The sequence below is a fragment of the Cellulomonas citrea genome, assembly GCF_009829685.1.
GTDB classification, from domain to species: domain Bacteria; phylum Actinomycetota; class Actinomycetes; order Actinomycetales; family Cellulomonadaceae; genus Cellulomonas; species Cellulomonas citrea.
The window spans coordinates 1-5809 of sequence record NZ_VWSD01000168.1; the positions used below are offsets into that span (position 1 = coordinate 1).

Consider the following 5809-nt stretch of genomic DNA (forward strand, 5'->3'; position numbering starts at 1 on the left):
CCGCTGCGGCCTGCGCCTGGGCGTCCGCCTCCGCCTGCGCGGCCGCAGCCTGGGCCGCCCTCTCGTCGAGCACGGCCTGCAGCGCCGCGATCCTGGTCTGGGCGTCGGCGATCTGGGCGAGAGCCGCCTCGACCTGCGGGTCGGTCGTGGCGGTGGCCTGCGGCGTCGTCGGGGTCGGGGACGGGGTGGCGAGCGGGTCGTGCGACCCGGCCCACGCGACCCCGCCGCCGAACACCCCGGCGCTCACCGGCACGATGGCCAGGGCCGCCAGCCGGCGCCCGTACCGGCTGCGGTCAGTCATGCTCGGCCCCCTCGGTGTGGCCGGGCTCCGGGGTCTCGTGCTCCGAGCTCTCGTGCTCGGAGTCCTCGTGCTCGGACTCCGTGTGCTCGCGCGCATCCTCGGTGCTCTCGTGCGGGGCGGGGGCCGGCGCTGCCGACACGGGCGCCGGGGAGTCGTCCGAGCCGCTGTGCGTGCTCGCGCTCCGGGGGGCGCTCGTACCGGTGTCGACCGGCGCCACCACCGGCACGGGCACCTGGTCGGAGGCCGCGACCGCCTGCTCCAGCCCGCTGAGCCGGCTGAGCAGGGCATCGAGCTCGGTGCTCAGGCGGGCTGCCTGCGGGTCCTGGGTCGGGCTCGCAGAGGTCGTCGTCGGCGTGGGGGCGGGCTCGCCCGACGAGGCGTGGGCGACCGTCAACGCACCAGCCCCGGCCAGCGCGAGTCCTGCGGTACCGGCCAGCAGGTTGCGGGTTCTCCAGCTCATGGTGGTCCCTCTCGTTCCCACGGCACCGTGCGGTGTCGTGGGACCACCGTCGCTGCGGCGGGGTGAGGCCGGCGGCAACCAGGGACTAAGGCTCGGTTAACGCCGCCGGGACAACCAGGGCGAACCGGGCACCACGGCCCTGCAGACCCGTCCCCACCTGCAACGAACCGCCCGCGCGCTCGGCGGTGCGGCGGGCCACGTCGAGCCCGAGCCCGGTCGAGCCGCTGCCGGAGCGGCCCCGTTCGGTGAGCACCGTCGAGGCCAGGCCCGGGCCGGCATCGGCCACCGCGACACTCACTCCGCCCGGCCCGACGGCCACCTGGAGCGCGAGCGCCGTCCCGGCCGGGGTGTGCCGGAAGACGTTGTCCACCAGCACGTCGAGCGCCGCGCCCAGCTCACCCTCGGCGACGGGGACGGGCACCGGCCGGTCCGGCACGTCGACCCGCAGCGCCCGGGCCTGGTCGCGGGCGAGCACCGCCCAGAACCGCGCCCGGTCGCGCACCACGGCTGCGGCGTCGCAGCGCTGGGGTCCGCGCCGGCCGTGCTCGCGCGCGGTGTGGATCACGGTGTCCACCGCGGTGACCAGGCCGTCGACGTGCTCGGCCATCCGGGCCCGCTCCACCGGGTCGGCGAGCAGGTCGACGTCCAGCCGCAGCGCGGTGATCGGGGTGCGCATCCGGTGCGACAGGTCGGCCATCAGCTCGCGCTCGTCGGCGAGCAGGTCGCCCACCCGGTCGCCCAGCCCGTTGAGCACGACGCCGACGGACGCGACCTCGGGCGGCCCGGACGGCACCACCCGCGCCGACAGGTCACCGGACCCGAGCCGTTCGGCCACCTTCGCCAGGTCCCGCACGGAGCGCGACAGCCGGGCGGCGATCCGGTCACCGGCGAGCGCCGTGGCCGCCAGGAGGATCACGCCGACGCCGGCGAGCACCGCCCACGCCCGCCCGACCCCGGCGGTCAGCTCGGAGGTCGGCACGAAGGTGCGCACCACCGTGACACCGTCCGACCCGCCGACCGGCAGCAGCACGGCGACACCGCCGGGCACCGTCGAGGTGAGCGCGCGGCCGAGCGCGGCGAGCTCGACGGCCTGGTCCCGGTCGGCGTCGGCCCCGAGCACCTGGCCGTCGGGGGTGAACACGGTGGTGCGCCGCCGGTCGTGGTTGACGGCGAGCAGCGCCGCCTGCAGCCGGACGGGGTCGTCGGCGACCACCCCGGCGAACATGGCGACCGACTGGGCGTCCTGCCGGGCCGCGCCGAGCGCCCGCTCGGCGGCCAGCGACCGGGCGAGCAGCCCGAGCGGCACGAGGAAGGCGACGAGGACGACGGACGTCATCGCCAGCCCGTACCGCACCAGGAGGGCCCTCATCCGGGCGGCACCAGCTTGACGCCGACGCCGCGCACCCGGTGCAGGTAGACCGGTTCCTCGGCGCTCTCCCCCAGCTTGCGGCGCAACCAGTGCAGGTGGACGTCGACGGTCTTGTCCGCACCGCCGTAGGGCTGGTTCCACACCTTGGCGAGCAGCTCGCGCTTGGCGACCACCTCACCGGAGCGTTCGGCCAGGTAGAGCAGCAGGTCGAACTCCTTGGGCGACAGCTCGAGCGCCACCCCGTCGAGCGTCGCGGTGCGTGCCCGCCCATCCACGACGAGGCCGCCGACCACGACGGGGCCGGCCGGGGCGGCGGGTGCGGCGCGGCGCAGCACGGCCCGGATGCGCGCCTCGAGCTGGTCGGCGGCGAACGGCTTGACCAGGTAGTCGTCGGCGCCCGCGTCGAGCACCCGGACGATCTGCGGCCCGTCGTCCCGGGCACTGATGACGATGACCGGCACATCGCTCACCGCGCGGATCATGGCGAGCAGCGACCCACCGTCCAGGTCGGGCAGGCCCAGGTCGAGCAGCACGACGTCCGGGCGGTGGTCCACGAGGCTCTGCAGACCGTCGAGCGCGGTGGGCGAGGTCATCGTCGAGTGCTCGCGCGCCGACAGGGACCGCACGAGCGCGGTCCTGATCGTCGGGTCGTCCTCGATGATGAGCACGTCGGCCACACCCCGGACGCTAGGCCATCGCGGCCGGTCGGCACGCCCTCTCATGTGGACCTTGTGCTTCCCTTAACGCTGCGTTGCACCACCGATGCGGCACCATGAACCGGTGCAGCTGACCAGGGCCAGGCGGATCCGGACCGTCGCCGTGCTCTCCTGGCTGCTGGCCACCGGGCTCACCGGCACCGTCGCCTGGCGTGCCGTGGCCGTGATCGACAACGGCGCCCCGCGCACCGGTGTGCTCTCGCAGTCCGAGGTCGCGGCCGCGCTCGCCTCGGCACGTGCCACCCCGCGGCCGACGCCCACCCCGAGCACCTCCGTGACGCCGCAGCCGTCGTCGACGGCACCGGTCGAGAGCCCGTCACCGACGGATCCGCCGACGGGTGACCCGGCGGGCCGGCCGTCGAGGACCCCGGCGCCGACCACCCCGACGGACCCGACGCCGGCGCCCCAGCCGGGCCCGGTGGCCCAGGCCCGCACCTGGGCCGTGACCGGCGGGACGGTCGCCGCCTCCTGCACGGGCGCGACCATCACGCTGCTCTACGCGACCCCCCAGGACGGCTGGACGGTCGAGGTCGGCTCGGCCGGGCCGGAGCAGGTCGAGGTCGAGCTCAGCCGGGACGGTCAGGAGACGAAGGTCCGCGCCACGTGCGTCAGCGGGGTCCCGACGCAGACCACGTCGTCCGACCACACCGACAGCGAGTCCGAGCACACCGACCACACCGGCGGCTGAGGCTCCCGGTCGGGCGGGTCAGCCCTCGAGGCGGGCGAGCAGCCCGGAGCGGACCGCGGGCCACTCGTCGGGCAGGATCGAGAAGTAGGCGGTGTCGGCAGGCTCGCCGTCCGACCCGATGCGGTGGTGGCGCAGCACGCCCTCCGGGACCGCGCCGAGCCGCCGGATCGCGCCGATCGAGCGCTCGTTGCGGGCGTCGGCGCGCAGTGCGACGCGGCGGGCGTCCCACACCTCGAAGGCCTGCTCGAGCAGCAGGAACTTGCACGCCGGGTTGGTCGCGCCGCCCCACCACTGCCGGCCGTAGAACGTGTAGCCGATCTCGACCCGGCGGACCTTGTCCTCCCAGTCGTAGAACGACGTGGAGCCGCGCACCTGGCCGTCGTCGCCGATGACCGCGAAGGCCCAGCGCGCCTCGGTGGCGTGCGCGGTGGCAACCCACGAGCGCATGTCCGCCTCGCTGCGCGGCACGAGCGAGCCCATGTTGGCCCACATCTCGTCGTCCACCAGGCGGAACAGGGCAGCGGCGTGCCGGTCGGCGAGCGGCACGAGACGCACCCCGTACCGTTCGAGCCTCAGGTCGTGGCGCATGCCGTCATCCTCGCAGGGATGGGCGGGACCTCGGGCCCAGACGTGCCAGGCTTGCGCGGTGATCCACCTCACCCGTGACTGCGACCTCGACGGTGAGCGCCTCACCGGGGACCTGTCCGGCCAGGACGGCTCGTCGGGCCGGCTGCTGGAGTGCGAGCTGGTCGACGCCACGCTCGACGACGTCCGGCTGGACGGTGCCCGGCTGCTCGACGTGCGGGTGCACGGCGGGCGTGCCGCATCGCTGTCGATGTCCGGGGCCACCTGGCAGGACTGCCTCTGGCAGGACGTGCGCTGGGGCGCCGTGCAGGCCGGTGGCGCGACGGCCACCCGGCTCACGGTGCGCGGCGGACGGATCGACTACCTGCTGGCCCGCCAGGCCCAGGTCCGCGACCTCGTGCTCGACGGCTGCCGCATCGACGAGCTGGACCTGGCCGGGGCCGCCGTGCGCGGGCTGCGCACCACCGGGGTGCGGGTGGGCCGCCTCGTGCTGCGCGGCGCCCGGCTCACCGACGTCGACCTCACGGGCCTCACGTGGGACCTGCTCGAGGGCGTCGACGGGCTGCCCGGGGCCCGGCTCACGCAGGCGCAGGTGGTCGACCTGGCCGGTGACCTGGCCGCCCACCTCGGCGTGACGGTGGTCTGACGTGCTCGTCGCCGCGCTGCTCGGGGTGCTCGTCGGGGCGCTCATCCCGGTCCAGACCTCGGTCAACACCCGGCTCTCACGGGCGATCGGCGCGACCCTGCCCGCCTCCCTCGTCTCGTTCGCGGTGGGCACCGTCGGCCTCGGTGCGCTCGTGCTGGTGACGCGCGCACCGCTGCCGCTCGCGGCGACCGCGGCGGCCCAGCCCTGGTGGATCTGGGTCGGCGGCCTGTGCGGGGCCGTGTTCCTCACGCTCAACATCGTGCTCATGCCGCGGGTCGGGGCCTCGGCCACGGTGCTGCTGCCCGTCGTCGGGCAGGTGGTCGGCGGTCTGGTGATCGATCTCACCGGGGCGTTCGGGGTGGCCGAACGGGCGCTCACGGTGCCCCGTCTGGCCGGGACCGCGCTCGTCGTCGTCGGTGCGGTGGCGGTCAACCTGGGGCGGTCCGCACCCGGTGCCCCCAGCCCGCGGGGTGCCGCGATGGCGGTGCTCGGGCTGCTCGGTGTGGTCGGCGGGGTGCTCGGCGCGGTGCAGACCACGGTGAACGGCCGGCTCGGCGCGGTGCTGGCGTCCCCGCTGTCGGCGGCGCTCGTCTCGTTCACCGTCGGCACGCTGTGCCTCGTCGTGGTCAACCTGGCGGGCCGGCAGCGGGTGCACCGACCCGTCGGCGCGCGGTGGTGGACGTGGACCGGCGGGTTCCTGGGCGCGGCCTTCGTCACGGTGAACGCCCTGGCCGCACCCGTGCTGGGCACCTCGCTCACGGTGAGCATCGTGCTGCTCGGTCAGATCGTGTCCGGGCTGGTGCTCGACCACCGGGGGTTCCTGGGCGCGACGCGGCGCCCGGTCTCCGTGCGGCGGGTGGCCGGCGCGCTGCTCGTGCTCCTCGGGGTCGCGATCGTGCGGCTCTGGGGCTGAGGGCGCGCCGGACCGGCTGGCCGGGCCGGTTCGACCCGCCCGGCCCGCACCGCGCGGCTCAGGGCAGCGCGGGTCCGCAGGCGACCGCGGCGGTCGGCTCCCGGTGGTCGAGCCCGGGCACGGTCGGCAGC

Annotated in this window: 7 protein-coding genes and 1 pseudogene; 3 read left to right on the forward strand and 5 right to left on the reverse strand. The window is 75.8% G+C overall.

Going from position 1 to position 5809, the window contains the following annotated elements; genetic code table 11:
- From F2B26_RS14035 to F2B26_RS14050, 4 genes and pseudogenes are all read right to left on the reverse strand, one after another.
- A pseudogene (locus tag F2B26_RS14035) lies at positions 1-301 on the reverse strand (hypothetical protein); the annotation flags it as partial.
- A complete protein-coding gene (locus F2B26_RS14040; protein WP_159810420.1) occupies positions 294-761 on the reverse strand; it encodes a hypothetical protein in 468 nt (155 codons plus the stop codon). The gene F2B26_RS14040 and the pseudogene F2B26_RS14035, both read right to left, overlap by 8 nt.
- An 85-nt stretch (positions 762-846) precedes the next feature.
- Entirely contained in the window at positions 847-2130 is a 1284-nt protein-coding gene (locus tag F2B26_RS14045; RefSeq protein ID WP_159810422.1) for an ATP-binding protein, read from the reverse strand.
- Positions 2127-2807, reverse strand: coding sequence for a response regulator transcription factor (locus F2B26_RS14050; RefSeq protein ID WP_159810424.1), 681 nt, complete (start codon positions 2805-2807; stop codon positions 2127-2129). The genes F2B26_RS14045 and F2B26_RS14050 overlap by 4 nt, the downstream gene beginning before the upstream one ends.
- 103 nt (positions 2808-2910) lie before the next feature.
- On the opposite strand from F2B26_RS14050, the gene F2B26_RS14055 reads away from it, so the two are divergent.
- Positions 2911-3534, forward strand: coding sequence for a hypothetical protein (locus tag F2B26_RS14055; RefSeq protein WP_159810426.1), 624 nt, complete (start codon positions 2911-2913; stop codon positions 3532-3534).
- A gap of 18 nt (positions 3535-3552) precedes the next feature.
- Here the strand turns inward: F2B26_RS14055 and F2B26_RS14060 are convergent, their stop codons facing one another.
- The gene (locus tag F2B26_RS14060) at positions 3553-4122 is read right to left on the reverse strand and encodes a GNAT family N-acetyltransferase (RefSeq protein WP_159810428.1); all 570 of its coding nucleotides are present in this window, start codon (positions 4120-4122) and stop codon (positions 3553-3555) included.
- A gap of 58 nt (positions 4123-4180) precedes the next feature.
- On the opposite strand from F2B26_RS14060, the gene F2B26_RS14065 reads away from it, so the two are divergent.
- Together F2B26_RS14065 and F2B26_RS14070 are read left to right on the forward strand one after the other, a co-directional pair.
- Positions 4181-4765 (forward strand): pentapeptide repeat-containing protein, encoded by a 585-nt coding sequence (locus tag F2B26_RS14065; RefSeq protein WP_159810430.1) that lies wholly within the window; start codon positions 4181-4183, stop codon positions 4763-4765.
- Position 4766: 1 nt separating this feature from the next.
- On the forward strand, positions 4767-5678 hold the full coding sequence (locus tag F2B26_RS14070) for a DMT family transporter (RefSeq protein ID WP_159810432.1): 912 nt from the start codon (positions 4767-4769) through the stop codon (positions 5676-5678).
- Positions 5679-5809 lie beyond the last annotated feature (131 nt).